The 25,181-nt window shown below is 70.2% G+C and carries 23 protein-coding genes; 10 read left to right on the top strand and 13 right to left on the bottom strand.

The features are described from left to right. Window positions 1-1,047, top strand: coding sequence for a tetratricopeptide repeat protein (locus WME89_RS07250; RefSeq protein ID WP_438008504.1), 1,047 nt, complete (start codon window positions 1-3; stop codon window positions 1,045-1,047). Window positions 1,048-1,194: 147 nt separating this feature from the next. On the opposite strand, the gene rpsS is transcribed toward WME89_RS07250, so the two are convergent. From rpsS to rpsL, 9 genes are all read right to left on the bottom strand, one after another. Continuing rightward, window positions 1,195-1,497 carry a 30S ribosomal protein S19 gene (gene rpsS, locus WME89_RS07245; protein WP_104977683.1) on the bottom strand — a complete coding sequence of 101 codons (303 nt, stop codon included), beginning with the start codon at window positions 1,495-1,497 and terminating at the stop codon, window positions 1,195-1,197. Between the two features lie 2 nt (window positions 1,498-1,499). After that, window positions 1,500-2,330 carry a 50S ribosomal protein L2 gene (gene rplB, locus WME89_RS07240; protein ID WP_438008503.1) on the bottom strand — a complete coding sequence of 277 codons (831 nt, stop codon included), beginning with the start codon at window positions 2,328-2,330 and terminating at the stop codon, window positions 1,500-1,502. 2 nt (window positions 2,331-2,332) lie between these two features. Next, window positions 2,333-2,629, bottom strand: a complete 297-nt coding sequence (locus WME89_RS07235) for a 50S ribosomal protein L23 (protein WP_020733177.1) — start codon at window positions 2,627-2,629, stop codon at window positions 2,333-2,335. A gap of 15 nt (window positions 2,630-2,644) precedes the next feature. Further along, a complete protein-coding gene (gene rplD / locus WME89_RS07230) occupies window positions 2,645-3,268 on the bottom strand; it encodes a 50S ribosomal protein L4 (protein WP_438008502.1) in 624 nt (207 codons plus the stop codon). A 13-nt stretch (window positions 3,269-3,281) separates the two neighbouring features. Beyond that, a complete protein-coding gene (rpsJ, locus tag WME89_RS07225) occupies window positions 3,282-3,593 on the bottom strand; it encodes a 30S ribosomal protein S10 (RefSeq protein WP_272100105.1) in 312 nt (103 codons plus the stop codon). 10 nt (window positions 3,594-3,603) lie between these two features. Further along, window positions 3,604-4,794: an elongation factor Tu gene (gene tuf, locus WME89_RS07220; RefSeq protein WP_436625521.1), complete on the bottom strand. Its 1,191-nt coding sequence runs from the start codon at window positions 4,792-4,794 to the stop codon at window positions 3,604-3,606. 9 nt (window positions 4,795-4,803) lie between these two features. After that, window positions 4,804-6,918, bottom strand: a complete 2,115-nt coding sequence (gene fusA / locus WME89_RS07215) for an elongation factor G (RefSeq protein WP_438008501.1) — start codon at window positions 6,916-6,918, stop codon at window positions 4,804-4,806. 309 nt (window positions 6,919-7,227) lie between these two features. Then, window positions 7,228-7,698 carry a 30S ribosomal protein S7 gene (rpsG, locus tag WME89_RS07210; protein ID WP_437486970.1) on the bottom strand — a complete coding sequence of 157 codons (471 nt, stop codon included), beginning with the start codon at window positions 7,696-7,698 and terminating at the stop codon, window positions 7,228-7,230. Between the two features lie 29 nt (window positions 7,699-7,727). Beyond that, complete coding sequence (gene rpsL, locus WME89_RS07205) at window positions 7,728-8,126, bottom strand: 30S ribosomal protein S12 (RefSeq protein WP_012233473.1); 399 nt, start codon at window positions 8,124-8,126, stop codon at window positions 7,728-7,730. A 394-nt stretch (window positions 8,127-8,520) separates the two neighbouring features. On the opposite strand from rpsL, the gene WME89_RS07200 reads away from it, so the two are divergent. Together WME89_RS07200 and WME89_RS07195 are read left to right on the top strand one after the other, a co-directional pair. Further along, entirely contained in the window at window positions 8,521-9,480 is a 960-nt protein-coding gene (locus tag WME89_RS07200) for a hypothetical protein (RefSeq protein WP_438008500.1), read from the top strand. Between the two features lie 54 nt (window positions 9,481-9,534). Further along, window positions 9,535-10,401 carry a hypothetical protein gene (locus tag WME89_RS07195; protein WP_438008499.1) on the top strand — a complete coding sequence of 289 codons (867 nt, stop codon included), beginning with the start codon at window positions 9,535-9,537 and terminating at the stop codon, window positions 10,399-10,401. Window positions 10,402-10,503: 102 nt separating this feature from the next. Here WME89_RS07195 and ppk1 read toward each other — a convergent pair whose 3' ends face one another. Then, window positions 10,504-12,867, bottom strand: coding sequence for a polyphosphate kinase 1 (ppk1, locus tag WME89_RS07190; protein ID WP_438008498.1), 2,364 nt, complete (start codon window positions 12,865-12,867; stop codon window positions 10,504-10,506). 43 nt (window positions 12,868-12,910) lie between these two features. Between ppk1 and panC the strand changes: the two genes are divergently transcribed. After that, entirely contained in the window at window positions 12,911-13,801 is an 891-nt protein-coding gene (gene panC, locus WME89_RS07185) for a pantoate--beta-alanine ligase (protein ID WP_438008497.1), read from the top strand. After that, entirely contained in the window at window positions 13,802-14,509 is a 708-nt protein-coding gene (gene tmk / locus WME89_RS07180) for a dTMP kinase (RefSeq protein ID WP_438008496.1), read from the top strand. Between the two features lie 115 nt (window positions 14,510-14,624). Here tmk and WME89_RS07175 read toward each other — a convergent pair whose 3' ends face one another. Further along, window positions 14,625-16,184, bottom strand: coding sequence for a hypothetical protein (locus tag WME89_RS07175; RefSeq protein ID WP_438008495.1), 1,560 nt, complete (start codon window positions 16,182-16,184; stop codon window positions 14,625-14,627). Between the two features lie 478 nt (window positions 16,185-16,662). Between WME89_RS07175 and WME89_RS07170 the strand changes: the two genes are divergently transcribed. Beyond that, a complete protein-coding gene (locus WME89_RS07170) occupies window positions 16,663-17,796 on the top strand; it encodes a vWA domain-containing protein (RefSeq protein WP_438008494.1) in 1,134 nt (377 codons plus the stop codon). A gap of 36 nt (window positions 17,797-17,832) precedes the next feature. Here WME89_RS07170 and WME89_RS07165 read toward each other — a convergent pair whose 3' ends face one another. Next, the gene (locus WME89_RS07165; RefSeq protein WP_438008493.1) at window positions 17,833-19,005 is read right to left on the bottom strand and encodes a tetratricopeptide repeat protein; all 1,173 of its coding nucleotides are present in this window, start codon (window positions 19,003-19,005) and stop codon (window positions 17,833-17,835) included. A gap of 332 nt (window positions 19,006-19,337) precedes the next feature. Here WME89_RS07165 and WME89_RS07160 point away from each other — a divergent pair, with 332 nt between their 5' ends. Then, a complete protein-coding gene (locus WME89_RS07160; protein WP_437624335.1) occupies window positions 19,338-19,559 on the top strand; it encodes a YdcH family protein in 222 nt (73 codons plus the stop codon). Window positions 19,560-19,933: 374 nt separating this feature from the next. Here the strand turns inward: WME89_RS07160 and WME89_RS07155 are convergent, their stop codons facing one another. Further along, window positions 19,934-20,446, bottom strand: coding sequence for a hypothetical protein (locus WME89_RS07155; RefSeq protein WP_438008492.1), 513 nt, complete (start codon window positions 20,444-20,446; stop codon window positions 19,934-19,936). A 539-nt stretch (window positions 20,447-20,985) separates the two neighbouring features. Between WME89_RS07155 and WME89_RS07150 the strand changes: the two genes are divergently transcribed. The 3 genes from WME89_RS07150 (at window position 20,986) to WME89_RS07140 (ending at window position 25,156) form a co-directional block, all read left to right on the top strand. Then, window positions 20,986-22,953: a serine/threonine protein kinase gene (locus WME89_RS07150; RefSeq protein ID WP_438008491.1), complete on the top strand. Its 1,968-nt coding sequence runs from the start codon at window positions 20,986-20,988 to the stop codon at window positions 22,951-22,953. A gap of 116 nt (window positions 22,954-23,069) precedes the next feature. Beyond that, window positions 23,070-24,509: an AAA family ATPase gene (locus tag WME89_RS07145; protein WP_438008490.1), complete on the top strand. Its 1,440-nt coding sequence runs from the start codon at window positions 23,070-23,072 to the stop codon at window positions 24,507-24,509. Further along, window positions 24,506-25,156: a hypothetical protein gene (locus tag WME89_RS07140; RefSeq protein WP_438008489.1), complete on the top strand. Its 651-nt coding sequence runs from the start codon at window positions 24,506-24,508 to the stop codon at window positions 25,154-25,156. The genes WME89_RS07145 and WME89_RS07140 overlap by 4 nt, the downstream gene beginning before the upstream one ends. The last annotated feature ends 25 nt before the right edge of the window (window positions 25,157-25,181 follow it).

The raw sequence follows: 25,181 nt of genomic DNA, 5'->3' as shown, positions 1-25,181 counted from the left end.
GTGCGACCTCGACCCTGGCTCCGTGCGCTGCTCTTCGGTGCTGCCTCTTGCCTCTGCCTGTGCGTGCTCCCCGGGCCCGCGGCGGGCGCGGACGACGCCGCGGCGACGCCGTCGCCGGACGCGGTGGAGAAGGCGCAGAGCCTGTTCAAGAAGGGCGCCGCCCTCTACGAGAGCAAGCGCTACGCGCTGGCGCTCGAGCAGTTCCGCGCCTCGTACGGCGCGGTGGCGAGCCCGAACTCTCACCTCTACATCGCGCGCTGCCTCGCCGAGCTGGGCGAGCACACCGAGGCGTACCTCGAGTTCGAGCTGGTCGCGGCGGAGGCCGCGGCCCGGGCGAAGAGCGAGCCGCGCTACGTCCAGACGGAGCAGACGGCGCAGCTGGAGCGAGACGACCTCGCGCGCAAGCTCGCGCTCGTGACCGTCACGGTGGCGCACCCGGACGCCGCGAGCTCGCTCGCGATCGCCGGCAAGGAGGTCCCGCGCGAGCGGTGGGGCAAGCCGTACCCGGTGAAGCCTGGCAAGACCGAGATCGTCCTGCGCACCAGGACGACCTCGATCCCGCAGACCCTCGATCTCTCGGCCGGCCAGGCGAGGACGATCCCGCTCGACGCCGCTCCGATCGAGCCATCCGGCGCCACAGACGGCTCTCCGACGCTCCTCGACGAGGGTCCGGTCGGTCCCGTGTCGGAGGCGCCTTCGCCGAGGGCGTACCTCCGCCCGTACGCCTATGTCGCCGGCGGCGTCGGCGTCGCGGGGCTCGGCGTGTTCACGGTGGCCGGGCTGATGGCGAACAGCAGCTACAGCGATCTCACCGAGACCTGCGGAGGCCCCTGCCCCATCAGCCGCAAGGACGACGTCGACGCGGGCAAGACCCAGAAGACGGTCGCGAACGTCGGCCTCGTCGTCGGCGCGCTCGGGCTCGTCACGGGCACGACGCTGTTCATCCTGAGCTTCACCGGCGGCGGCGTCGGCGAGCCGCAGCGCGCCGCAGCCTCGCCGCAGCTCCTCGTCGCGCCCGGCTTCATCGGCGTGCGCGGCACGTTCTGAAGCGGCGCTCGGCGCCGCCCGGTACGGCGCCCCGGTCGAGGGCCGCGCGGGCGGAGCGCCTGCGCTGAGCTCCAAAGCGAACGGGCGGGACCGCTGTTGCGATCCCGCCCGCTTGCCGTCGATGCTCTCGCGCTTATCGCGGGGAGATCAGCGACCGCCGCCAGGGCCGCCCTTGGAGACCTTGGACTTCTTGTCCCCGGAGTGACCGTGGAACGTGCGCGTCGGGGCGAACTCACCCAGCTTGTGGCCGACCATGTTCTCCGTCACGAACACGGGGACGAACTTCCTCCCGTTGTGCACGGCGAACGTCAGGCCGACCGACTCGGGCAGGATCGTCGAGCGACGCGACCACGTCTTGATCACCTTCTTGGCGTTGGTCGCCTGGGCTGCCTGGATCTTCTCCAGCAGGTGACCGTCGATGAAGGGCCCCTTCTTAATGCTCCTCGGCATGACTAACCCTTGGTCCCGCGCCGCCGGACGATCATCCCGTCGGTGCGCTTGTTGTTCCGCGTCTTGAGGCCCTTGGCGAGCTGACCCCACGGCGAGCACGGGTGACGCCCGCCGCTCGTCCGGCCCTCACCGCCGCCCATCGGGTGATCGACGGGGTTCATCGTGACACCGCGGTTGTGCGGCCGGCGCCCGAGCCAGCGCGAGCGCCCGGCCTTGCCGAGGCTGATGTTCGCGTGGTCCGAGTTCGACACCTGCCCGATCGTGGCGCGGCAATCGAGGTGCACCTTGCGGATCTCACCGCTCGGGAGGCGGATCTGCGCGTAGTCGCCGTCCTTCGCCATGAGCTGCGCAGCGACGCCGGCCGAGCGCACGAGCTGACCGCCCTTGCCCTTCTTGACCTCGACGTTGTGGATCGAGGTGCCCGGCGGGATGAAGCGGAGCGTCAGGCTGTTACCAGGCTTGATGTCCGCGTTCCGGCTCGCGAGCAGCGTCGCCCCGACCGCGAGGCCGTCGGGCGCCAGGATGTAGCGCTTCTCGCCGTCCACGTAGTGCAGGAGCGCGATCCGGGCGGTCCGGTTCGGGTCGTACTCGATGGCGGCGACCTTCGCCGGGACGCCGATCTTGTCGCGCCGGAAATCGATGATCCGGTAGCGCTGCTTGTGACCACCGCCGCGGAACCGCGACGTGATCCGGCCGTTGTTGTTCCGGCCGCCGGTGCGCGTCTGCTGCTCCAGCAGAGACCGCTCGGGCTCGACCTTCGTGATCTCCTTGAAGTCGCTGACCGAGTAGTAACGCCGCGCCGGCGAGGTCGGCTTGAAGGATCTGATTCCCATGGCTATTCCGCCTTCTCGTCGAAGAACTGGATCTCGTCGCCTTCCTTGAGGGTGACGATCGCCTTCTTCCAATTGCGCAGCTTCGCATAGCCGCGCCCCATGCGCTTTTCCTTGCCGCGCATGATCATGGTGTTGACGTCCACCACGCCCACCTTGAAGAGCGTCTGGATGGCGTCCTTGATCTGAATCTTGTTCGCCTCGCGGCGGACCTCAAAGATGACCTTGTTGCCTTGGTCGCGGAGCCGGCTCGACTTCTCCGTGAGGATGATGGGCCGGCGGATGATCTGCTCGGGCTGCATGGCGGACTCCCCTGACTAGCGAAGGCAACGCGCCTCGAGCGCCTTGGCGGCGTCCCTCGAGACGATGAGGTGGTCGTGCCTGAGGAGATCGTAGACGTTGACCCCCTCCGGCGGCAGGTACTGGTGGTTCTCCAGGTTGCGGAGGCTCTTCACCAGCTTGTCGTTCCCGGCCGTGTCGACGACCAGGGACTTCTTGTCCGCCTGCAGCGTCGTCAGCGTGGCGGCGATCGCCTTGGTCTTGACCTCGGTGACCTCCAGGCTGTCGAGCACGATGAGCCGGCCCTCCTTCGCGAAGAGGGAGAGCGCGCTCTTCAGCGCGCCGATGCGCACCTTGCGGGGCGGCCGGTACGACCAGTCCTTCGGCTCGAGGGCGTGCGCCATGCCGCCGCCCGCGTGGTGCGGAGCGCGGATCGAGCCCTGGCGAGCGCGGCCGGTGCCCTTCTGGCGATAGAGCTTCTTCGTGGAGCCGGCGACCGCGCTGCGCTCCTTGGTGGCCTTGGTGCCCGAGCGGCGAGACGCGAGCTGCGCCTTCACGACCTCGTAAAAGAGGTGCTCCTTCACCTCGGTCCCGAAGACCTCGTCCGAGAGGTCGAGCTCGCCGACCTGCTCCCGCTTGAGGTTGAAAACGGTAACCTTCATGGTACCTGGACTCCTAGCTCTTGATCTCGACGTCGACGCCGGCCGAAAGGTCGAGCTTCATCAGCGCGTCGAGGGTCTGCTGTGTCGGCTCGATGATGTCGAGAAGACGCTTGTGAGTCCGGATCTCGAACTGCTCGCGCGACTTCTTGTCGACGTGGGGCCCCCGCAGCACCGTGTAGCGACGGATCTCGGTGGGCAGCGGGATGGGTCCCGCGACGTGGGCGCCGGTCCGCTTCGCCGTCTCGACGATATCGCTCGTCGACTTGTCGAGCAGCTGGTGATCGAAGGCTTTGAGGCGAATCCGGATCTTCGTTGTATCAGGCATGGTGCTCTTCCTACGCGAGGATCTTGGTGACGACTCCGGCGCCCACCGTCTTGCCGCCCTCGCGGATGGCGAAGCGCATCTGCTCCTCCAGCGCGACCGGGGCGATGAGCTCGATCGTCATCGTGATGTTGTCGCCCGGCATCACCATCTTCACCCCCTCGGGGAGGTTCACCGTGCCGGTCACGTCCGTCGTGCGGATGTAGAACTGCGGCCGGTAGTTGGTGAAGAACGGCGTGTGGCGCCCGCCCTCCTCCTTCTTGAGGACGTACACCTCACCGGTGAACTTCGTGTGCGGCGTGATCGACCCGGGCTTCGCGAGCACCTGGCCGCGCTCGATCTCTTCCTTCTCCACGCCGCGGAGGAGGCAGCCGACGTTGTCGCCCGCCTGCCCCTGATCGAGCAGCTTCCGGAACATCTCGACGCCGGTGACGACCGACTTCTTCGTGTCCTTGAAGCCGATGATCTGGACCTCGTCGCCGACCTTGATGATGCCGCGCTCGATGCGGCCCGTGGCCACGGTGCCGCGGCCCTTGATCGAGAACACGTCCTCGATCGCCATCAGGAACGGCTTGTCGATGTCGCGCACCGGCTCGGGGATGTAGCTGTCGAGCGCGCTGAGGAGCTGCTGGATCGTCTCCTCCCACTTCGGGTCGCCCTGCAGCGCAGGCAGCGACGCGCCCCGGACGACCGGCGCGTTGTCGCCGTCGAACTTGTACTTCGACAGGAGCTCGCGGACCTCCATCTCGACCAGGTCCAGCATCTCCGGGTCGTCCACCGCGTCGCACTTGTTGAGGAACACGACGATGTGGTTCAGGCCGACCTGCCGGGCGAGCAGCACGTGCTCGCGCGTCTGCGGCATCACGCTGTCGAGCGACGACACGACGAGGATCGCCCCGTCCATCTGCGCCGCGCCGGTGATCATGTTCTTGATGTAGTCGGCGTGCCCGGGGCAGTCGACGTGGGCGTAGTGGCGGTTGACCGACTCGTACTCCACGTGCGCCGCCGCGATGGTCACCGTCTTGGTCTCGTCACGGACCGTCCCGCCCTTCGCGATGTCGGCGTACGAGATCGCCTTCGCCAGGTTGCGCTTCGACTGCACCTTGACGAGCGCCGCGGTGAGCGTGGTCTTGCCGTGGTCGATGTGACCGATGGTGCCCACGTTCACGTGCGGCTTCGTACGAGTGAATTTCTCCTTGGCCATGGCGTCTTTTTAACCTCGCTGCTTGGCGACGATCTCTTCCTGGATCGCTGCTGGAACCGGTGCGTAATGAGAAAACTGCATCGAATGAGTCGCGCGGCCCTGCGTCTTTGAACGGACGTCGGTCGCGTAACCGAACATGGTGGCGAGCGGGACCTCCGCTCGGATCACCCGGGTGTTCGCGCGTTGCCCCATGTCGAGGATGCGGCCACGTCGCGAGTTCAGATCTCCGATGACGTCCCCGAGGTAGTTCTCGGGAGACACGACCTCGACGGCCATCATCGGCTCGAGGAGCACGAGGCCGGCCCGCTTGGCGCCGTCCTGGAAAGCCATCGACGCGGCGACCTCGAACGCGGGCCCCGAGGAGTCGACCTCGTGGTAGCTGCCGAAGTGGAGCCGCACCTTGATGTCGACGACGGGGTAGCCCGCGAGCACGCCGCGGCCCATCGCGTCCCGGATGCCCTTCTCGATCGAGGGGATGAACTCCTTCGGGATGATGCCGCCGACGATATCGTTCTCGAAGATGAAGCCCGCGCCGCGCTCGGCCGGCTCGATGTCGATCCGGACGTGGCCGAACTGGCCGTGCCCGCCCGACTGCCGGACGAAGCGCCCCTCGACGTCCGTCGCCTTCTTCGCGATGGTCTCGCGGTAGGCGACCTCGGGCTTGCCGACGTTGGCGTCGACCTTGAACTCGCGCTTCAGGCGGTCGACGATGATCTCGAGGTGGAGCTCGCCCATCCCGGCGATGATCGTCTGCCCGGTGTCCTCGTTCGTGAAGGTGCGGAACGACGGGTCCTCGTAGGCGAGCTTCTGCAGGCTGAGCCCGAGCTTGTCGAGATCTACCTTGGTCTTCGGCTCGATCGCGATCGAGATCACGGGGTCCGGGAACTCCATCCGCTCCAGCACGATCGGGTGCTTCTCGTCACAGAGCGTGTCCCCGGTGCGGGTGTCGCGGAGCCCCACGGCGGCGTAGATGTTGCCGGCGTAGCAGACGTCGATCTCCTCGCGCTTGTTCGCGTGCATCCGGAGGATGCGCCCGAACCGCTCGCGCTTACCGCGCGTCGAGTTGAGCACGCTGACGCCGCTCTTCGTCGTGCCGGAGTAGACGCGGAAGAACGTGAGGTTGCCGAACTGGTCGTTCATGATCTTGAACGCCAGCGCCGCGAACGGCTCGTCGTCGCTCGCCTCGCGCGAGACGACCTTGTCCTTCTTGTCCGGCAGCGTCCCCTCGACGGCCTTGATGTCGACCGGCGACGGCAGGTAGTTCACCACGCTGTCGAGCAGGAGCTGGATCCCCTTGTTCTTGAACGCCGAGCCGCAGAGGACCGGGACCATCTTGAAGCTGAGGGTGCCCGCGCGGATCGCCGCGTGGATCTCCTCCTCGGTGATCTTGTCGAGCTCACCGGCGATGAACTTCTCCATCACCTTGTCGCTCGAGTCGGCGCACGCCTCGAGGAGCTTCTCCCGGAGCTCCTTGCACCGGGGAAGGAGGTCGCCCGGGATCTCCCGCCACTCGTAACGCTGACCCTTCGTCTCCTCGTCGAAGACGACGGCCCGGAGGGTCACGAGGTCGATCACGCCGCGGAACGAGTCCTCGGAGCCGAGCGGGTAGTGGATCGCCACCGGGTTCGCGCCGAGGCGCTCGCGGATGGAGTCGACGCACATGTCGAAGTCGGCGCCGACCTTGTCCATCTTGTTGATGAACGCGATGCGCGGGACCTCGTACTTGTCCGCCTGCCGCCAGACGGTCTCGCTCTGCGGCTCGACGCCGTTGCCGCCGTCGAACACCGCCACCGCGCCGTCGAGCACCCGGAGGCTTCGCTCGACCTCGATGGTGAAGTCGACGTGGCCGGGCGTGTCGATGATGTTGATGCGGTGGGAGATGCCCTTCTGGTATCCCTGCTCCGGCGTCCAGAAGCAGTTCGTCGCGGCCGACGTGATCGTGATGCCGCGCTCCTGCTCCTGAACCATCCAGTCCATCGTGGCGGCGCCCTCGTGGACCTCACCGATCTTGTAGTTGACACCCGAGTAATAGAGGATGCGCTCGGTGACCGTGGTCTTGCCCGCATCGATGTGGGCCATGATCCCGATGTTGCGCGTCCGTTCCAGGCTGTACTCGCGTGCCACTGTTCCTTCTCCGTCGTGTTGATGCGTGGGGTGAGTGTTCCGGACTCAGGATGCAAAACACCCTCTCCAGCCCGGCCCACCGCTGTTGTGGCGGGCACTTGAACCTGGAGAGGGTGTCGGGGTACAGCAGCAGCTTTTATAGGTCTCGCGATGGTGAGCGCTGTCGCGCTCCCTCGAGAAGACCGGCTCTGTAACCCGATCCTTATGTCGACTGTGCCATCTCGCTCTACGCGTCTCCTCGCCTGGTCGCCGGGACGTGAAATGGACGAACCAGCGCAGATCCTGGATCTGCGCTGGCGGTCTCGGTGCTTACCACCGATAGTGGGCGAACGCCTTGTTGGCCTCCGCCATCTTGTGCGTGTCGTCGCGCTTCTTGACCGCGTTGCCGCGGTTCTGGGCCGCGTCGACGAGCTCGGCGGCGAGCCGCTCGCGCATCGTCTTCTCGCCGCGGCCGCGCGAGTAGGTCACGAGCCAGCGCATCGCCAGCGCGACGCGGCGCTCGGGCCGGACCTCGACGGGGACCTGGTAGGTCGCGCCGCCGACGCGCCGGCTCTTCACCTCGAGCTTCGGCTTCACGTTGTCGAGCGCCTTGCGAAAGACGTCGATCGGCTCCTCCTTGAAGCGCTCGCGCACGATGTCGAACGCGCCGTAGAGGATCCCCTCGGCGGTCGCCTTCTTGCCCGACTGCATCAGGGAGTTCGTGAACTTGGCGACGAGCTTGTCCTTGTACTTCGGGTCCGGAATGATCTTCCGCTTCGGGACTTCGCGACGACGGGGCATCTTCGTTCCTCTGCTCGGCTATCGCCCGGTCAGGCCTTCGGGCGCTTCACGCCGTACTTCGAGCGCTTGCGGTTGCGGGTCGCTTTGTTGGTGGAGCTCGGCCCGGCGGCGCCGGACGCGTCGAGCGTGCCGCGGACGACGTGGTAGCGCACGCCCGGCAGGTCCTTCACACGGCCGCCACGGATGAGGACGACCGAGTGCTCCTGCAGGTTGTGGCCTTCGCCCGGGATGTAGCTCGTCACTTCCATCTGATTGCTCAGCCTGACACGGCAGACCTTGCGGAGCGCCGAGTTGGGCTTCTTCGGCGTCGTGGTATAAACACGGACGCACACGCCTCGGCGCTGCGGGCAGGACTTGAGCGCAGGAGAGGCCGTCTTGTAGCGGGCGGCCTCGCGGCCTTGGCGGATGAGCTGGCTGATGGTCGGCATAGAGACGCGTATTTCCACCTGAGGGATGGGGACGCGCAGGATACCCAGCAGCAGAATCATGTCAAGGGTGACGTCACCCGTTCGTGTTGGATGCTTCGGCGCGCGGGTCTTCTGCGCTCCGGCCTGCGTCCCGGCCCGGCGCGGAGCGGGGTGCTTGCGCGCGCCACGCGCGGCGGGCGATTGAGGCGCGCGAGGTGCCGCGCTGCGCCCGCGCGCGGCACGAGCGGCACGAAGCGAACGCGGATGCACGCGGGCGGCTCTTGGCGGCCCGGCTGCTGTTCGGTACGGTCGCTGCGTGGCGAAGAAGCTTTCACGCGCACAGCGTAGAGAAAGCCGGCGGAAGGCGCCGCAAAACGGCGTCTCGTCAGCGGCTGCGTCCCGCGCGGACCTGGGGGTGGCGGCGCCCTCGTCGCGCAGCGTCCCGGTCGACAAGGAGGCGGCGCGAGGATCTGCGGGGGCGCGCAGCGAGGCCGCGACGAGCGGCCGGGGCGACGACGCGCTCCGTGCCTCGGCGCGCGGCGCCGCCGCGTCGACGAGCGCGCAGCCCGCGCGAGCGCGGGACGCCGCCGCGTCGAAGGGCGCGCAGCCCGCGCAAGCGCGGAGCGCCGCCGCATCGACGAGCGCGCAGCCCGCGCAAGCGCGGAGCGCCGCCGCATCGACGAGCGCGCAGCCCGCGCGAGCGCGGGGCGGGAGCACGCGGGCGAAGGCGGGGAGAGATCGCGTGCTCCTCGTCTTCCTGGGCGTCGTTGCGCTCGCCGCGGTGATCGTGTTCGCGGCGCAGTCCCCGCGCGATCCGGAGCGCGCGACGTCGGAGCCCGCGAGCGGCGCTCCGACGCGGCAGGAGCGCGCCGCGGAGGAGCCCTCGAGCGCGGAGCCCGCAGCGCCAGCACAGGCGAGCGAGCTGCCGGCACGACCTCCCGTCGACTCGTCGCCCCCGACGATCGTCACGGCTGAAGCGGACGCGGCTGCGCCTGCGAGCACCGCAGCCCCGCAGCGCGCGGCCTCCAGCGCCGCCCCGCGGGAGACAGCGCCCGGCGCCGCGTCGGGGAGAGCTGCCGCCGAGACACCAAAGAAGCCCGCGCAGGCGGCGAAGCCGGCCAGAGCGACGCCGCAACCTGGCGCGACACCGCAGGCTGGCGCGACGCCGCAGGCTGGCGCGACATCGCAACCTGGCGCGACACCGCAGGCTGGAACGCCCCCGGCCGGAGTGACGCCGCAGCCTGGCGCCACGCCGCAGCCTGGCGCCACGCCGCAGCCTGGCGCCACGCCGCAGCCTGGCGCCACGCCGCAGCCTGGCGCGACGCCGCCCCCGCCGGAGCCCGCGAAGAGGCCCGCCGAGACCCCTGTCGAATGATCGAAACCGCCGCGATGAAATGATCGAAACCGCCGCGATGAAAGGACGCCCGAGATGCCTGGCTTGATTGCTTCGCCCGACGCCGCCAGAACGCCGCGCCGCTCGCCGCGCTCCGTCGGGCTGGCGCTCGCCCTGCCGTTGGGCGTCGCGCTGTCCGGGTTGCTCGCCGCGACGACGGCGAGCGCGCAACCGGCGCCGCAGCGACAGCCTCCTGCGGCATCTTCCGCGGCGGCGGCCGCCGCGCCGCCAGCCGCCACGCCGCCGGGCACCACGCCGCCGGCCGCCGCACCGCAGCCCGGCAGCGCCCCCCCGGCGCCGCCCCCCGGCGCTGCGACACCGCCGCCCGGCCCGCCGGCTCCCGCCGCAGCGCCCTACCCCGCGCCGCCCTACCCCGCGCCGCCGCAGCAAGGCCCTCAGGCTGGACCAGGCGCGCCGCCCGGCTATCCGCCCCCGGGCTATCCGCCGCCAGGCTATCCAGGCGGCTACGCCCCCTACGGCGGCGCCTACCCGCCGCCCCCGCTGGGCTATCCGCCTCCCGCGGCGGACTACCCGCCTGCGCCGCCCCCGGTCCCCCTGCGCCGGAAGAGCCCGAGCCTGATGCTGGGCGGCATCGCGCTCACCGCCGGCGGCACCATCGCGTTCTTCGCTGGGACCGGCCTGCTCGCCTCGGCGAGCGAGCGCTACGAGATCTACTGCGATGTCGGGGGTGGCACGCGCGTCTGCGACACGCACACCGACGGTCCCCGTCAGATCGCCGGCGCGCTCATCTCCGTGGCAGGCGGCGTCATGCTCGCCGTGGGCATCCCGCTCTGGATCATCGGCGGCAAGAAGGTGCCGGCCACGGGCGAGGCGCCCAAGGCGCCAGCCCAGACCACGCTCTCGCTCGGCCCGGGGTCCGCCGCGCTTCACACGCGGTTCTGAGCCGCGCTCCCGGCGCGCGGGCGCGGCCGCCGGCGAGCCCCCGCGCCCCTCTCTCGCGCTCCCGGCGCGCGCGAGGCCGTATGGAGGCCCGCGCGATCGCGATCAGGAGAGACCCTTCTTCTTCTTCGCGGCCTTGCGGTGGCGCGACTCGCCGTCCGACGCGCTCGCGGGCATGCGGAGGATGTGGAAGCGCCCGCCGCCGCGCGCCAGCGGATCGCTGAGCTTCACCCGCTCGCGCGCGAGCTCGACGAAGCGCTGCTGCGACCGCAGCACGGGGGTGCCGGGGGGCACCTGGAGCTTGTGGTAGCTGCCGTCGCTCGCGAGCTCCCAGGTCTTCGCCGTGTCGGAGGTCGCTGTGTTCAGCATGTCGTCCACGCGCGCGCGGATCGTCGGCTCGATCATCGGGATCATCAGCTCGACGCGGCGGTGGAAGTTGCGCGGCATCCAGTCGGCGCTCGACATGTACACCTCCTCGTTGCCGCCGTTCGCGAACCGGAACAGGCGCTTGTGCTCGAGGAAGCGGTCGATGATCGCGCGCACCTGGATCCGCTCCGACAGGCCCGGGATGCCCGGCCGGAGGCAGCAGATGCCGCGCACCGCGAGCTTGATGTCGACCCCGGCCTGCGACGCCGCGTAGAGCGCGTCGATGACGTCGACGTCCACGAGGGCGTTCATCTGCGCCACGATCTCCGCCTTGCGCCCCGCCCGCGCGTGGGCCGCCTCGCGCGCGATCATGCCGAGCACCGCCTCGTGCAGGCCGAGCGGCGCCACCAGGAGGCGATTCCACTTCGGCGGCGCGCTGTAGCCCGTCAGCAGGTTGAAGAGCGACGTCATGTCCTCGCCGATCTCCCGGTTCGCCGTGAACAGGCCGATGTCGGTGTAGAGCCGCGCCGTCTGCGGGTTGTAGTTGCCCGTCGAGAGGTGCACGTAGCGGCGCAGCTTGTCCTTCTCGCGCCGCACGACGAGCAGCGCCTTCGCGTGCGTCTTCAGCCCGAGCAGGCCGTAGATCACCTGCACGCCGCTCTGCTCGAGCATCCGCGCCCACTGGATGTTGCTCGCCTCGTCGAAGCGCGCCTTCAGCTCGACGATGGCCGTCACCTGCTTGCCGCTCTCCGCCGCGCGCGCGAGCGCCTTCAGGATCGGCGAGTCGCCGCCGGTCCGGTAGAGCGTCTGCTTGATCGCGAGCACGTTCGGGTCGTCCGCCGCACGGGAGACGAACTCGGCGATCGGATCGAACGACTCGTACGGGTGGTGCAGGAGCACGTCCTGCTCCCGGATGACGGCGAAGATGTCCTCCACGTCCCGGAAGACCGGCGGGACCTGCGGCGAGAACGGCTCGTCGCGGTACTCGCGGCGCTCGTCGTCCGCGACGATGCCCATGAGGTCGGCGATGTGGAGCGGCCCCGGCACCCGGTAGACAGCGAGCGACGAGTCGACCTTGAGCGCGCGGCAGAGCCGCTGGACCGAGGTGCCGGCGCCCTCGCCGATGCCGATTTCCAGGCGCACGGCGTTGCCGCGATCGCGCCGGCGGAGCTCGGCCTGGATCGTCTCCAGCAGGTCCTCGCCCTCCTCCTCGTCGATCTCGAGGTCCCAGTTCCGGGTGACGCGGAAGGGATACGTGCCGCGCAGCCGGCCGGAGGGGAAGAAATCCTTAACGTGCCGGGCGATCACGTCCTCGAGCAGGACGAAGGCGCGCGTCGCGCCCTCGACGCGGACCTTCATCAGCCGGCTCAGCATCGGCGGCACCTGGATGACCGCGAAGCCGGGCTCCTGCGCTTCATGCTCGCGGGAGAACATGATCCCAAGGTTGATCATCTTGTTGCGCAGGTGCGGGAAAGGGTGCCCCGGATCGATCGCGATCGGCGTCAGGATCGGGAAGATGTCGGTGCGGAACCGGTCGTCGAGCGCGCTGAGCTCGGTCGGATCGAGCTCGTCCGGCCGCACGATCACGATGCCGGCGCGGTGGAGCGCCGGGATCAGCTCCGAGTTCCAGATCTGGTAGGCGTCGTCGACGAGCGCGTGCACCCGCGCGCTGATCGCCACGAGCTGCTCGTGGGGCGTGAGCCCGTCCGGCGGGACCTCCGCGATCGTGCGCTGCGTCTGCGCCTGGAGGCCGGCGACGCGCACCATGAAGAACTCGTCGAGGTTGGAGAAGAAGATGCTCAGGAACTTGAGGCGCTCGAACAGCGGCACCTCGTACGCCCGCGCCTCCGACAGCACCCGCGCGTTGAACTCGAGCCACGAGAGCTCCCGGTTCAGGTAGTGCGCCGGGTCGCCCTCGATCGAGACCGGCCCCGAGGCGACCGGGATCGACACCGGGCCGCTCGCCGGGGCGGCGGTCCCTCCAGACCGCGCGCCGGCCGGGTCGCCCGAGCTCGCTCCGGGCCTGACGGCCTGAGCGGTGTCTACATCATAGCCGGAGTCCGGATCGCCGGACGCGTCCGTCGTGGAGGGAAGGTCAACCATGGTCGAAGCTCCGATTTTATCCCAGGTCTGGTAGGGTCCGCTCATGGAATTCTGGCGACAACCGGACGAGCTGAGGCTCGCTTGCGAGCGGGCGCGCTCGGCGGGACGCCGCGTCGGTCTCGTTCCGACGATGGGCGCGCTCCACGCAGGCCATCTCGCGTTGATCGCAGAGGCGCGGCGGAGAGCGGACTTCGTGGCAGTGACCATCTTCGTCAACCCGACGCAGTTCGGCGCGGGCGAGGATCTCGCGCGCTACCCGCGGACGCTCGAGCGCGACCGCGCCGCGTGCGCGGAGGCGGGCGCCTCCGGGGTGTTCGCGCCGGACGTCGCGGCGATGTACCCGCCCGGCGAGGAGACGCGCGTGCGCGTCGGCGCGACAGCGGCCCCGCTCTGCGGCGTCTACCGGCCCGTGCACTTCGAGGGCGTCGCCACCGTGGTCACCAAGCTGTTCGCGCTCGCCGGCCCGTGCGTCGCCGTCTTCGGCCGCAAGGACTACCAGCAGCTCCAGGTGATCCGGCGGCTCGCCGCCGATCTGTTCCTGCCGGTCGAGGTCGTCGGGTCGACGACGGTGCGCGAGCCCGACGGCCTGGCCATGTCGTCGCGGAACGCCTATCTCTCGCCCGAGCAGCGGAGCGCGGCGCGCGCCATCCCGCTCGCCCTCACCGACGCGTGCCGCGCCTTCGCCCGCGGCGAGCGGCGCCCCGCCGCGCTCCTCGAGCCCGCGCGCGCCCGGCTGTCGGCCGTGGCGACGAGCATCGATTACGTCGACCTCGCCGACCCTGAGTCGCTGGCGATCTGGAGCGGTGAAGCGACGGTCGGCGACCGGGCGCTGCTGGCGCTCGCCGTCCGCCTCGGGACCGCGCGCCTCATCGACAACGTCGTGCTCGGGGAAGACGCGCCGCCCATCGCGGGCGCCGGCGAGGAGGCCGCCTAGATGACGAAGACGACGAGCTCCGATCGGGAGGTCCCCGCGCCCTCCTCGCGCCCTCCGGCCGAGTCCCGGCGCGGCGTCTTCATCGTGTTCGAGGGCATCGACGGGGCCGGCACGAGCACGCAGGCCGAGCGCTACGCGGCGCACCTCAGGGCGGCGCGGCGCATGGTCCGCGTCACCCGCGAGCCGAGCAGCGGGCCCGTGGGCGCGCTCCTCCGGCTGATGCTGACCCACCGGGTCACGCTGCCCGGCGCCCGCCAGGCGGAGGTGATGGCGCTCCTCTTCTCCGCCGACCGCCTCGATCACCTCGGCGCCGAGGTCGAGCCGCTCCTCCGCGACGGGTACGTCGTGATCTCCGACCGCTACGATCTGTCGAGCCTCGCATACCAGTCCACGACGGCGGCCGACGGCGGCAAGGACCAGGGCGCGATGCTCGCGTGGATCCGCGAGCTCAACCGCCCGGCGCGGAGGCCCGACGTCACGGTGGTGATCGACGTGCCGCCGGAGATCGCCGAGCAGCGCCGCCGCGTCCGCGGGGGCGCGCAGGAGCTCTTCGAGCAGACCGAGCTCCAGGCGCGGCTCGCCGCGGCGTACCGGCGGGCGGAGGAGCTCGTGCCGGGCGACCGCGTCGTCCATGTCGACGGGGGTGGGTCGGTCGACGACGTCTCCCGCGCGATCGTCGCGGCGCTCGGGCCGTTCGTGGAGCCGTGAGCCTGGCGTCGAGGGTCGAGCCCAGGCGAGGCGCGCGGGCCTGACGCGCTCGTGGACGCGAGAGGCCTGGTGTCGCCGAGCGCGCTGGGCCCGCGCGCCTCGCGCTCGCGCCGCGCTACGGGCAAGCGGCGTTCGCGATCTCCACGTCGTCGATGTTCCAGCCAGACACCGTGTCGACGAAGGAGTCCCGCCCGATCACGTAGCCGAAGCGGATCCGCAGGCTCGCGTTCTTGTGGGGGGTCAGGTCGTAGCGGATCTTCGTCCAGCCCCCGTCGCGGACGCCGGGATAAGACCCCGACTCGAAGAGCACCTCCCACCGGACGCCGTCGTAGACCTCGACGCGATTCGTCATGTGCGGGGTCTCATCGCTGTTCAGGAAACGCCAGAACGTCAGGTACACGCCGCCCGCGACATCGGCGTCGATGACGGGGCTCGTGAGGTAGAAGTACGGGTGAACGCCGAGGGGGACGTTCCCTCCGATGATCACGCCGGCCACCCCGTTGTCCGAGGTGGCCGTGTGATCGAGCGCCGGATCCGCCTGCCCGTAGGTCTGCCCGAACGACGCGGTCGCCGCGCCGATCTGCCAGGTCGGACCGAGCTCCCACCCGGCCGCGTTGCTCTCGAACGTATCCCGGAAGTAGACCGTCGGCAGCGCCGCGGCGCTGCCGCCCTGGCAGACGCCGGCCCGGCAGGACTCCCCCACGGTGCACCAGTCGCTGTCGGCGCAGACGCCCCCGTCGGGGACCGAGCGCGCCGTGCACACCCCGGCGTCGCTGCAGACACCGCGAGTGCAGCCCACCGACTGTGAAGAGCACGACTCCCCGGGGGTAGGCATGGAAATACAGGCGCCGCTCTCGTCACAGACACCACGGTTGCACTCGTCGGTACCAGAGAGGCAGGCGCCGCCCGGCGCGATCGGCTCAGCATAGCAATTGCCAGAACCCGGGTCGCAGGCGCCATGGTTGCACCCGACGTCCATCGCGCTGCAGTCCCTGGGGACGCCGCCCTCACAGCGGCCGCTCTGGCAGGCCTTGCCGACCATGCACAGGTCGCCGGAGTCCGCGCACGGCGCCCCGTCGTTCCCTGGGACCGCCTCGCACGCACCCGTCGCCGGGTTGCACGCGCCGACATGACAGGAGTCCGGAACGTGGAAGAAGAAACAATCCCGCTGGGTCCCGACGCAGGCGCCGCCCATGCACGCCGCGTTCATGACGCAGCGGTCTTCCGTCGCGCACGGCGCCCCGTCCGGCCTCGGCTCCATCCCGCACCGGGGAGCGCCGCTCGCGTCGGCGCACGTGACGATGTGGCAGTCGTCCGGCGCGAGGCCGCAGTCCTCCGGCGCTCCGCCCTGACAGAGACCGTCCGCGCAGGTCTCGCCGACCGTACAAGAGTCCCTGTCGTCGCAGGGCTCCCCACCCGCGCTGGCGACGAGCTCGCACGCCCGCGTGGCCTCGTTGCACACGGCCGCCATGCACTGCGGGGTCGGGACGAGCGCGCAATCGATCTCGCACGGGGCGCCGGCCCCGCTCCCGCCGCCGCCGCCGCTCGAGACGGCCGGCGCGGCGGCGGCGCCGCCCTCCCCCGCCGCGCCAGAGCTCCCCGCGGACGTCGCGGTCGAACAGCCGAGTTCCGTCAGGGCGACAGCGGAGAGTAACCATGGAGTCCAACTAGTCATGTTCGCCTCTTTCCAGCAAGCGTGACGCACCTCGTGGGAATTACGCGTTCTTCGCGGCTGCGCAAGGAAACATCATGTTCCGGAGCGCGAGCACCCGGAACGTTCCGCAGGCGGCGGCGAACGGCGAGGGCCAGGCGAGGGCCGCGGACGAGCGCGCAAGCCTGCGCGAGGGCGCGAGCGCGGCGAGAACGCGACGACGTGAGCGCGGCGAGAACGCGACGACGTGAGCACGCGAGCGCGACGAGGAAGAGAACGAGAGAGCGACGACAGGCAAGAGACAAGAGAGCGGCGAGAGCAAAGACAGCGCGACGCCTGGAGGCCCAACAAACCGGAGAGCCCCTATCGCCACTCCATCGAGAGTTGCAGTATGCTGACGAGAGCGTCTGGAGCTCGGCTTCCCTCGACAGACAGACCACTTCGCGCGTGGAGCCCTCGCGATCGCGAGCCGCGTCGCATCAACTTCCAGAGGAGCAGAGAGATGTCCTTCCGACGTCAATTCGTGATTGCCCCTTTCCTCGCCGCCGCCGGGATCGCGGCTCAGGCCGGCGGCTGCGCGGCCACGGAGGAGAGGAGGCCGCCGGCGGTCGACCCGAGAGAGGAGCCCGCGAGCGGCGGAGGCGGCTCCTTCGCGCCGAGCAGCGCGACCGGGGACGCGCCGATCGGCGAAGGGGGGTTCGGCGCGCTCGGCGGGGGCGGCTTCGATGAGGGAGCCTCGTGCGCCCAGACGAGCGCGGAGGCCACGCTCCTGCCGCTCGACATGCTCATCCTCCTCGATCGCTCCGGCAGCATGCTCGGCTCGAAATGGAGCGGCGTCACGAGCGCGATCTCGACCTTCGTGAACGACTCCGCCTCCGCCGGGATGAACGTGGGGCTGACCTACTTCCCGATGGGCACGAACGGACAGAACGACTGCGACCACACCACCTATGACGAGCTCGCCGTCGCGATCGGCGAGCTGCCGCTGAACACGCCGGAGCTCTCCGCCTCCATCCAGCGCACCGCCCCGGGCGGCGGGACGCCCATGCGCCCGGCCCTCCAGGGGGTGCTCGCGAACGCGACCGCCTACAAGGATGCGAACCCGTCCCACAAGGTCATCGTCGTGCTCGCGACCGACGGCGATCCGTCCGGCTGCGCCAGCAACACCGTCGCGGATACCGCGGAGATCGCGCAGCGGGCGCTCAACTACAACGGCGTCCAGACCTACGTCATCGCGGTGGAAGGCTCGACGCTATCCAACCTGGACCAGATCGCCGCCGCCGGCGGGACGACGCGCGCGTTCGACGTCACCGCGGACGTCGCCGCGTTCTCGACGAAGATGGCCGAGATCCGCGCCTCCGCCCTGCCGTGCGAGCTCCTCATCCCCGAGCCGCCGGAGGGCGCGACCCTGGACAAGAGCCGGGTCGCGGTCAAGCTCGCGCCCGGGAGCTCCGGCGCGCTGGAGATCCCGAAGGCGGACAACGACGCCGACTGCGGCGCTGGGCCCGGGTGGTATTACGATGACGAGCAGCTCCCGACGAAGATCATCCTCTGCCCTGCGTCCTGCGCGGCGATCCAGGGCGAGGTCCACGCGGAGCTCAACGTGCTCTTCGGGTGCGAGCCGAAGCTGAACTGAGCCCCTCGCGGCGCGCCGCCATCGCCCGCGCGGGCCTCAGGGGCGCCTCGGCGCCTCGGTCTTCAGGGCGTCGAGCGCCGCCGAGAGCTCGGCCTCGGTGAACGGGAGCCGCGCGAGGGCCGCCTGCTCGTCGGCGAGCGCGAGCTCGATCTCGCGCTGCGCGTCGCGGGCCCGGAGCACCCACGCGGACGACTCGCCGGTGCGGTCCCCCATGCGGGCGGTGCCGGCGAGCATCTTCTGCCCCTTCTCCAGGAGCACCCGGTAGCGCAGGCGCATCGCCCCCTCGAAGAGCTGCTTCTTCCTCGGGGTGTCGGCGCTCCGGGGCGGCGGCACCTGCATCACGTCGCGGTGGAGCTCCTTGTAGAGCTGCCCGATGCGGTAGCCCGCCATCGCCGACCAGTGGGCGTCGAGGCTGCGCATCGCCTCGGTGTAGGCGCTCTGCGCGTCGAGCAGCCCCTGGCAGCGCCGCTCCAGCGCCTCGGCGAAGTCCGCGGGGACCGGCACGAAGGTGATCGCCTCGCTCCGGCGCCGACGCACCTCGCCGAGGGCGAAGCTCACCTGCGCGAGCTCGATCGGCGGCTTGCCCGACTCGCCCAGCCGGTGCGCCTCGATGAGATCCCGCGCGACGGCGACCTGACGCGCCGCTTCATCCACGAGGTCCTGCTCGACGAGGCCGAGGGCGAGCGCGCCGCGCGCCTCGATCGCCTCCAGCACGCTCAGGTCGCCGAGGCGGAGCAGGCGGCGCGACACCTCGACGAGCTCGGGCCACCGCTCGAGGGCCGCCGCCGCGCGCGCGAGGCGGAAGAGGGCGCCGCGCGCGACCGGGTGGTCCGGGAAGCGCCGCGCGACCTCGCGGTAGCGCTCGGCGGCGAGCGCGCGATCGCCGAGCGCCTCGTGCGCCAGCCCGGCGTTGAACAGGCTCGGCGGCGCGACCTCGCCGTCGGGCGCGAGGCGGGCGAGCCGCTCGAAGAGGGGGGCCGCCTCGCGCGCCTTGTCGGCCAGGAGCAGCGCGCGCGCCCGCTCGAACTCCGCCGCGAGCTCGGCGTCGGCGTAGGGGGACACGACGACCGGTGCGAGCTCGACCGGCCCCCGCGCCGAGGCCGGCTGCGGCGATCGCGCGCCGGCGGGCGCCGTGGCCCCGGATGTGCATCCGCCCAGGGCGACCGTGAGGGCCAGACAAGCGACCGGAAAGAGGCAGGATCTCGACATTGCTGGGGAAGGATAGCCCCGCGGTCGAGGTTGTTCCGCTGGTGCATGGACGGAGATCCCAGCCTGGCCGTCCGGAACGAAGGTGGATTGCTGTGCGTGTACGGCGATTCCTGTATCTGGCGGCAGTTTTGTGAAGTCTGAAGAGGCTCGCCCCCGACAAAATGTCTGCATCGTGCCGCCACGATGCGGTAATCTCGCATTCGTTCATCAGGCCGTTGTCTCGGCTCGTAGCTCGGCCAGCGGCGATCTCCTCTCCATCGACGACAGAGCGAGGGCTTCTGTTGTGGGCCCTCGAAAGCATCACGGCCCCGTGGGGCCCTGGAGGTGGGTACATGAAGCATCAAATCGTCTCTCCCCGCACGATGATGGCAGTCGGCACGGAGCAGCGGCTGAGCCTGGCCGAAGCGCATCATCGGGAGCTCGACTCGCGCCTCAGGCAGCTGGGTCGACGCGCTTTCTTGACCCCCGGGGAGCGGATGGAGGCGGCCCAGCTCAAGAAACGCAAGCTCGCAGCGAAGGACGAGATCGAATCCCTGCGCCGACGGCTGTCGTAGCGCACCCCAGCTGACCAGCGATCCCGAGCGCCGCGCACGGCGCCCACCCGTTCCTCTCCCCGATTTCCAGTACAGCCATCCGGCGCGCACACGCAGCGCGAAAGCTGCCAGCGCGAGGCGCTCGCGCGGCGGGCGGCCCGCAGCAAGAGGCTCGCTCCGCGAAGCTCGCTCGCAGCAAGAGGCTCGCTCCGCGAAGCTCGCTCGCAGCAAGAGGCTCGCTCCGCGAAGCTCGCTCGCAGCAAGAGGCTCGCTCCGCGAAGCTCGCTCGCAGCAAGAGGCTCGCTCCGCGAAGCCCGCTCGCGAGAGGGATGCTCGCGGCGCGCCGTGGCGTCGGTGCGCAGGTCGCGAGGACCGCGGGCGTCGGGGCGCGCAGGTCAGAGCGTGGGCGCCGGCGGCTCCGCCGCGTCCGCGGGCGCAGCGGGGGCGGCGGGCTGCGACGCTGCGTCGGGCGCGGCGTCGCTCTCCGGCAGCGTCTCGGCGCCGCCGTACACGTCGCGGTTGAGGTCCGCGAGCGTCTCGGTGAGGCGATTCTTCTGCTCGCTGCTGATGCCCCCGGGCGTCTGCTTCTCGATCGCCGCGGCGAGCCCGAGCCAGTGGCGCGCGTTGTCGCGGTAGCCCTTGCGCGGATCGGACACCCCGGTGCCCTGCGGCGCGAGGTCGGCCAGGCGGTAGTCCGTCATGCCCCTGAGGTAGGCGTACTGCGCCTGCTCTGGAAGCGAGAACGAGTCCGTGTCGTGCTCGAGCACGCGGAACAGCGCCAACGCCTGCTCGAACCGGTTCGCCTCGTAGTGGCTGCGAGCCCGATCGAGATCCTGCGTGTAGGTAGCGCACCCCGTAGCGAGGGCGAGAGAGGAGAGGAAGAGGACGCACGAGACCAGGCGGCGCATGCGCGGAGGGTATCTCCCGCGTCGCGGCGCGATCAAGCGGGAAGGCGGCGGTCCACGCGCGGCCCGCCGCGCTGGCGCACGCCGACGACCCCGCCCCATCGACGGCCTCGCCGCATCGACGGCCTCGCCGCATCGACGGCCCCGCCGCGCCGACGGCCTCCGCCGCGGCGCGGCGCCCCGTAAGCTGCCCGCCGCCACGCCTGAAGGCGGCACGCAGCGGCGCCGGGACGGCCATTGCGCCACGCTCCGGTGGGACGGCCATCGCGCAGCGCTCCGGCGGGGCGGCCATCGCGCAGCGCTCCGGCGGGGCGGCCATTGCGCAGCGCCACCGGAATGGCCGTCGCAGCCGGTCAAGCGCGAGGCGGCTCGGGCCCCGGGGGCCCGGAGGGCCGGCGTTGCCCCGCGCGGGCAGCGAGCGTAGCGTGCGCGGCGTTACAGGGAAGCGAGCGCGGCGCAGGCCGGGCCGCCCCGAAGCAGCGCGGAAGGCCGGCTCAGGCTCCGCATCGCGCGGCGCGCGTCGAGAGAAGAAGGAATTCGAGATGGAGCGTGGACCAGCAGAGCCATTGAAGGACGGCGAGAGCGCGCGGCCGCCCCATGAGGCGCTGCCGCGGCAATTCGGCAAGTACACGCTGATGCGCAGGCTCGCCGCGGGTGGAATGGCGGAGCTGTTCCTCGCCCTGCACCGGCCCTTCGCCGGCTTCGAGAAGCTCGTCGTCATCAAGCGGATCCTCCCCTCGATGAACAGCGACAAGGGCTTCATCGAGATGCTCCTGCACGAGGCCAGGATCGCCGCCACGCTCTCCCACCCCAACATCGTCCAGATCTTCGACGTCGGGCAGGTCGACGGGAAGTTCTTCATCGCGATGGAGCACGTCCACGGCGAGGACATCCGCTCGATCGTCCGGGCGATGAAGAAGAAGAACATCGCCGAGCTCCCCCTCGAGCACACGCTCTCCATCGTGACGGGCATGTGCGCCGGGCTCGCCTACGCCCACGAGAAGCGCGATCTCGACGGGGCGCTCCTCCAGATCGTGCACCGGGACATCTCGCCCCAGAACATCGTCGTCACCTTCACGGGCGACGTGAAGATCGTGGATTTCGGCGTCGCAAAGAGCTCGGTTCAGGGCCTCGAGGAGACGCGGGACGGGCAGGTGAAGGGCAAGCTCCCGTACATGGCGCCCGAGCAGGCGTCCGGCGACCAGGTCGACTGGAGGGCCGATATCTTCGCCGCCGGCGTGATCCTGTTCGAGCTGACGACCGGCAAGCGGCTCTTCAAGGGGGCGAACGACCGCGAGACGCTGGAGCTCATCTGCGAGCAGGACTATCCGCTCCCGAGCGAGGTGTGCCCGGGGTACTCCCCTGCCCTGGAGCGGATCGTGATGAAGGCCCTCGCGAAGGAGCGAGAGGCGCGGTACCAGAGCGCCCGCGCGATGCAGAGCGACCTCGAGAGGGTGATCCGGGAGGAGCAGATCCCGGCCTCGCAGGTGAGCCTCACGCACTGGATGCAGTCGCTGTTCGAGGAGAAGCTGAGCCAGCAGAGCGAGGCGCTCCTCGAATGGAAGCAGCTCGCCGACGGGGTCGCCGCGCAGCAGCGGGCGAGCTCGGTGGGAGACGGGACGCTCACGAACGGTACCGGCATGGCGAGGGGCAGCCTCGTCGCCGAGGCGCCCGCCCGGCGCGGCCTGCGGAGGCGCTGGGTCGCCGGCGCGGCGGTCGTGGCAGCGGGGGCTGGCGCCTTGATCGCCGTGAAGCTCCAGCCAGGGCAGGAGACGGCTCGCCAGGAGGAGATCGCCGCCGTGACCATGGCGCCCGAGCAGCGCGAGCCGGCGGCGGAGGCGAAGGGCTCGCTCGAGATCGCTTCGCAGCCGGCGGGGTGCGCGATCTGGATCGACGGCGATCTCCGGAGGGAGACGACGCCGGCCAGGCTCGAGAACCTGCCGCTCGATCGGGAGATCCGGGTGAAGATCACCCGGGAGGGGCTCGAGCCATACGGCGAGACGGTGACGCTCGACGCGGAGAGGCCCTCGCGGAGCGTGTCCGCAGCGATGAAGGCGGGCTCCGTGACCGTCGTGCTCAAGGTCGAGCCCGAGCCGGTCGTGTGGCTCGACGGCAAGCCATGGAGCGGCGATCCGGGCAGGCTCGACAACCTTTCCGCGGGCGAGGAGCACACGCTGGTCCTGGCCGCGACCGGGTACACGATGAGGACGGTGACGTTCGTGGCGGAGCCGGGCGAGACGAGGATCATCCGGGAGAAGCTCCGGAAGAGCGAGCCGGCGAGGGACCGGGCGGCGCCTGGCGGCGGGTCGGCCAGGGTGCGCGCCTCGGCGAAGGGCGGGGCGTGCCGCGTCATCGTCAACGGGGAGCCGGTCGGAGCGACGCCGGTCGAGGCGCCCGTGCGCCCGGGGACGGTCAGGGTCAGCTGCGTGCCGCAGCGCGGGCCGTCGCAATCGCGGGCGATCAAGGTGGCCGCCGGGGAGACGGCGAGGGTGTCGTTCAAGCTGGATTGAGGAGCGAGGGTCGGAAGGGAACGTCGCAGAGGAGCGACGAGATCGAGCCGGCGTAGACGGAAGCAGCGGAATCGACGGCGAGTCGCCGGCCAGCGCGGATATGGTACGGTCGAGCCATGATCACGCGGTTCGAGGTCGACGGCTTCAAGTCGCTGCGGGAGTTCGCGGTCGACCTGGAACCGCTGACGGTGTTCGTCGGGCCGAACGGCGCTGGCAAGTCGAACCTGCTCGAGGCGCTCGGTTTGCTCGGACGCCTGGCATCCATGTCGCTGGAGGAAGCGTTCAAGCTCGGACGGGGGCGGATTGCCGATCAGTTCAGCCGCACGGGAGGAGAGGCTGGAAGGACCATCCGGTTCGCCGTCGAGGTATCGCTGCGCGGGCCGTCCGAAGCGTTCGGAAACGGTGCGTCGCCGCTGCCCGACCGCTATCGCTACGAGCTTGTCATCGAGCGTCGAGCGCGCCCATCAGGGACCGAGGAGCTCGCAGTCGCCGACGAGCACCTGCGCGTGCTCTCCGACAGCAAGGACAGCAAAGATTCGGTCAGGCAGAAGACCATCTTTCAACAGGAAGAGCGAAACCCACGGGAGCGGCGTGTCTCGATCGCATCGGACGTAGAAGGTCGAGCGGAGAACAGCTTCAGGTGCCCGCACACGCATTCCGCACTTGGCTCACGGTTCGCAGACGCCGAGCGTTATCATCTACAGTTCGGGCTCGACGAAGAGACGCGCGCGCGAATGGCTAGACTGAGGGAGCTCATCGACACGCAGACCGATCATTTCCTGCTCAAACAAGCGCTCGACATCGAAAATCAAAGACCAGGAATCGACACGTCGAAGACGCGAGAAACGGGATGGAGCGCCGTCATCACCACACTCACCGACGCGCTCTCTCATTTTCGCCTCCTTCAGCTCGACGCCGCGCGCCTCCGTGAGCCGAGCGAGCGCATCGCGTCGGACGCGCTTGCGCCCGACGCCTCGAACCTGCCCACTATCCTGGCAGATCTACCTGGACCGACGCTCGGCGAGATCCGCGCCGATCTCGTCTCACTCGTCCCGGGGCTCGCCGGCTTCGATGTCGTGCCCGACGAGGACAGCTTCCGCATCGAGTTCAAGCTCTCCGGCGGCGAGCGCCTCCCCGCTCGCCTCGCCTCGGACGGCACGCTGCGCGCCCTGGCGTTGCTCACGGCGCTCCACGTCGAGCCCCGGCCATCCGTCATCGGCATCGAGGAGCCGGAGAACGGCATCTATCCGGGTCGCCTGCGTATGCTGCTCTCGCTGCTTCGCGAGATCGCGGCCCCGGACCACGAAGCGTCGCCTGGTTCCGCTCCGCAAGCCACGCAGCTGCTCCTCACCAGCCACTCGCCGATCGTCCTTGCCGCGTTCCGGGATACGCCAGAGCATCTACGCTTCATGGATCTAGTACGCCGCGACGGCCAGCTCGCGACGCGCGCGCGTGCCGTCGGTGAGCTGAAAGAGCCGGGCGATGGCGCGCGCATCGTGTCGCTGCGCGAGGTCGACGCGCTCCTCGACGCCGCGGCCGGCGAGGCCGCCGAATGACCAGGAGGCGTCTTTACCTTCGCGCCGGCCTCTACGCCGAAGGCCCGAGCGACTACGACTTCCTCTTGCCGCTCCTCGATCGCTTGCTGCCGTCGCTCGCGGCGGCGCTCTTTCCCGGCACATGCGAGATCGCAGAGAGCCTGGGGATCGATGCGCCGCCCCCGGCGCAAGGAGATCGTGCCGAGCGCATCGCGGCCGCCATCGCCGATCGTTGGGAGGAATGCACGCTGTTCGTCATCCACGCCGACGGCGCAGGGGATCCGGCATCGGCGCGGCGGAGCTGTGTTGACCCAGGCGTCGAGACCGCCCGGCGCGCGTCCCCGAACGCCATCACCGTCCCGTGCGTTCCAGTGCGCGACACCGAGGCCTGGATGCTGGTCGATGTCGAGGTCTTCCGGACCTTGCTCGGCAGCGGAACGCAGCCGGCGCTTCCCACCGAGCCAGAGCGCGAGGCCGATCCCAAGCTGACGCTGGGGCGGCTCTTGCGAGAAGGAGGAATGAAGCGGAAGCCCGAGCGCATCTATCGCTTGTTCGGCGAAGAGGTCAGCCTGGAGGCGCTGCGAACGCTGCCGGCATTCCGACGCTTCGAAGCGGAGCTGAGCGAGGCCATACAGAGCGCCGCTCGCTCGCTCAGCGCACCAGGGTGACGGCGCGCCAAGCAGCTGCCCTCCT

Source organism: Sorangium sp. So ce321, assembly GCF_051530195.1.
GTDB lineage: Bacteria > Myxococcota_A > Polyangia > Polyangiales > Polyangiaceae > Sorangium.
The sequence above is the reverse complement of the archived record's forward strand: the minus strand, read 5'-3'. Positions and strand labels throughout refer to the sequence as shown.

Bases quoted from the DNA above. Each gene is read 5' to 3' on its own strand.
- rpsS (WP_104977683.1), bottom strand. From the start codon at position 1,497: ATGCCGAGGAGCATTAAGAAGGGGCCCTTCATCGACGGTCACCTGCTG.
- rplB (WP_438008503.1), bottom strand. From the start codon at position 2,330: ATGGGAATCAGATCCTTCAAGCCGACCTCGCCGGCGCGGCGTTACTAC.
- WME89_RS07235 (WP_020733177.1), bottom strand. From the start codon at position 2,629: ATGCAGCCCGAGCAGATCATCCGCCGGCCCATCATCCTCACGGAGAAG.
- rplD (WP_438008502.1), bottom strand. From the start codon at position 3,268: ATGAAGGTTACCGTTTTCAACCTCAAGCGGGAGCAGGTCGGCGAGCTC.
- rpsJ (WP_272100105.1), bottom strand. From the start codon at position 3,593: ATGCCTGATACAACGAAGATCCGGATTCGCCTCAAAGCCTTCGATCAC.
- tuf (WP_436625521.1), bottom strand. From the start codon at position 4,794: ATGGCCAAGGAGAAATTCACTCGTACGAAGCCGCACGTGAACGTGGGC.
- rpsG (WP_437486970.1), bottom strand. From the start codon at position 7,698: ATGCCCCGTCGTCGCGAAGTCCCGAAGCGGAAGATCATTCCGGACCCG.
- rpsL (WP_012233473.1), bottom strand. From the start codon at position 8,126: ATGCCGACCATCAGCCAGCTCATCCGCCAAGGCCGCGAGGCCGCCCGC.
- WME89_RS07195 (WP_438008499.1), top strand. From the start codon at position 9,535: ATGCCTGGCTTGATTGCTTCGCCCGACGCCGCCAGAACGCCGCGCCGC.
- ppk1 (WP_438008498.1), bottom strand. From the start codon at position 12,867: ATGGTTGACCTTCCCTCCACGACGGACGCGTCCGGCGATCCGGACTCC.
- panC (WP_438008497.1), top strand. From the start codon at position 12,911: ATGGAATTCTGGCGACAACCGGACGAGCTGAGGCTCGCTTGCGAGCGG.
- tmk (WP_438008496.1), top strand. From the start codon at position 13,802: ATGACGAAGACGACGAGCTCCGATCGGGAGGTCCCCGCGCCCTCCTCG.
- WME89_RS07175 (WP_438008495.1), bottom strand. From the start codon at position 16,184: ATGACTAGTTGGACTCCATGGTTACTCTCCGCTGTCGCCCTGACGGAA.
- WME89_RS07170 (WP_438008494.1), top strand. From the start codon at position 16,663: ATGTCCTTCCGACGTCAATTCGTGATTGCCCCTTTCCTCGCCGCCGCC.
- WME89_RS07165 (WP_438008493.1), bottom strand. From the start codon at position 19,005: ATGTCGAGATCCTGCCTCTTTCCGGTCGCTTGTCTGGCCCTCACGGTC.
- WME89_RS07160 (WP_437624335.1), top strand. From the start codon at position 19,338: ATGAAGCATCAAATCGTCTCTCCCCGCACGATGATGGCAGTCGGCACG.
- WME89_RS07155 (WP_438008492.1), bottom strand. From the start codon at position 20,446: ATGCGCCGCCTGGTCTCGTGCGTCCTCTTCCTCTCCTCTCTCGCCCTC.
- WME89_RS07150 (WP_438008491.1), top strand. From the start codon at position 20,986: ATGGAGCGTGGACCAGCAGAGCCATTGAAGGACGGCGAGAGCGCGCGG.
- WME89_RS07145 (WP_438008490.1), top strand. From the start codon at position 23,070: ATGATCACGCGGTTCGAGGTCGACGGCTTCAAGTCGCTGCGGGAGTTC.
- WME89_RS07140 (WP_438008489.1), top strand. From the start codon at position 24,506: ATGACCAGGAGGCGTCTTTACCTTCGCGCCGGCCTCTACGCCGAAGGC.